2 protein-coding genes and 1 pseudogene are annotated in these 1,924 nt (G+C 38.3%); all 3 read left to right on the top strand.

Annotated elements, in window-relative coordinates; translation table 11 throughout:
* Positions 1 to 74: 74 nt before the first annotated feature.
* The gene (gene trpD / locus AC1DPQ_RS26430; protein WP_477581542.1) at positions 75 to 1,064 is read left to right on the top strand and encodes an anthranilate phosphoribosyltransferase; all 990 of its coding nucleotides are present in this window, start codon (positions 75 to 77) and stop codon (positions 1,062 to 1,064) included.
* Positions 1,058 to 1,687, top strand: a complete 630-nt coding sequence (locus tag AC1DPQ_RS26425) for a phosphoribosylanthranilate isomerase (RefSeq protein ID WP_477581544.1) — start codon at positions 1,058 to 1,060, stop codon at positions 1,685 to 1,687. Before trpD ends, AC1DPQ_RS26425 begins: the two co-directional genes overlap by 7 nt.
* A 50-nt stretch (positions 1,688 to 1,737) precedes the next feature.
* Positions 1,738 to 1,924, top strand: a pseudogene (locus AC1DPQ_RS26420) (tryptophan synthase subunit beta); the annotation flags it as partial.

Here is a 1,924-nt window from a genome sequence, read left to right as displayed (position 1 = left end):
CGATTAATCAGGATCAGCATCTATTGAAAAGATTCTGAACCAAGTTCAGCATGACGGTAAGCGTTATACAAAACATGAAAAAAATATTAAACCATTTATTCGAGAACAAGAGTTTTAGCAGGGAAGAGGCAAAGAACATTTTAATCTCCATTTCGGAAGGCACATTTAATTCTTCGCAGATTGCCGCTTTTATAACGGCTTATGCCATGCGTAATATTACCGTGCAGGAGTTACAGGGTTTTCGTGATGCGATGCTTGATATGTGCGTTAAAGTAAACTTATCGGGTTACGAACTGATCGATCTTTGCGGTACCGGTGGCGATGGTAAAGATACGTTCAATATTTCTACCTTATCCTCATTTGTGGTGGCAGGTGCTGGTCATCATGTGGCCAAACATGGTAACTACGGCGTTTCTTCGGGCTGCGGTTCTTCTAATGTAATGGAATATTTAGGTTATACTTTTACCAATAATGAGGATACTTTAAGGCGTAATTTAGATACCGCAGGGATCTGTTTTTTACATGCCCCGTTGTTTAATCCGGCAATGAAAATTGTAGCACCGATCCGTAAGGAACTGGGTGTGAAAACATTTTTCAATATGCTTGGTCCAATGGTTAACCCCGGACAGCCAAAATACCAGATGGTAGGGGTTTTTAGTTTGGAGCTCGCCCGTTTATATGCATATTTATATCAGGACACGGATAAAAGTTATACCATTGTACATGCACTGGAAGGTTATGACGAGGTTTCGTTAACCTGTGATGTGAAAACCTTTTCGAACAAGGGCGAACAGATTTTAACCCTTCAGGATATGGGTTTTGATAAGGTTGATACCAATGCAATTAAAGGTGGCGATACCGTAGAATCATCAGCCAAAATATTTATGGATGTATTAAATGGCGAAGCCACAGATGTACAGAACAATGTGGTATTGTGCAATTCGGCACTGGCCATCAAGACCATAAAACCTGAACAATCTTTTGCCGATTGCTTTTATGAAGCGGAAGAATCTTTAACCAGCAAAAAAGCGTTAAACAGTTTCAAAAACTTATTGGCATGTTAAAGTTAAAAGTTTGCGGCATGCGTTTGGCAGCGAATATTGCTGCGATAGCCGAGCTTCAGCCAGATTATCTGGGTTTTATCTTTTATGAAAAATCACCCAGACTAATCAGTGAGGTTTCTGCAGAATTGATCAAATACATTCCCTCAGAGATTAAGACCGTAGGGGTGTTTGTAAATGAAGACCTGGAAAAAGTAAAAGATAAAGTAAACACATTGAAGCTAAAGGCTGTTCAGTTACATGGCAGCGAATCGACTGAATATTGTGCAGCATTAAAATCAAGCTTTCCGGCCTTAGAAGTGATTAAAGCTTTCGGAATAGATGAAGATTTTGATTTTTCAGGTCTCGAAGCTTATTTAAATGTGGTAGATTATTTCCTGTTCGATACTAAAACCAAAGCACATGGTGGATCGGGAAAAACATTCGATTGGTCTGTTTTAGACCGATATACTTACACCAAACCCTACTTTTTAAGTGGCGGCATTGATTTAGAACATGCACCGGCCATAAAAGAAATAAATGATGAGCGCTTATATGCCCTGGATATCAATAGCAGATTTGAAATTGAGCCAGGTTTAAAGGATGCAGAGAAGATTAAAGAATTTACTAAAGAAATGAATAAATAGATTGTTATTCATAACCCTTGGTTTCAACCAAGGGAAAAAAGAGAAAAAACATGAAATACAAAGTAAACGAAAAAGGATATTATGGAGATTTTGGTGGCGCCTACATCCCCGAAATGCTTTATCCAAACGTAGAAGAATTGCGTCAAAACTATTTAAAGATTATTGATGATGCCGATTTTCAAAAGGAATTTCATCAGTTGTTAAAAGATTATGTTGGTCGCCCTTCGCCTTTATATC

The sequence above is a fragment of the Pedobacter sp. 01T416_2 genome (assembly GCF_056398925.1).
Note: the sequence above shows the minus strand (reverse complement) of the source record. Positions and strands in the feature narration are given on the sequence as shown.

Excerpts from the sequence above, each read along its gene's own strand:
- trpD (WP_477581542.1), top strand. The coding sequence starts at position 75 with ATGAAAAAAATATTAAACCATTTATTCGAGAACAAGAGTTTTAGCAGG.
- AC1DPQ_RS26425 (WP_477581544.1), top strand. The coding sequence starts at position 1,058 with ATGTTAAAGTTAAAAGTTTGCGGCATGCGTTTGGCAGCGAATATTGCT.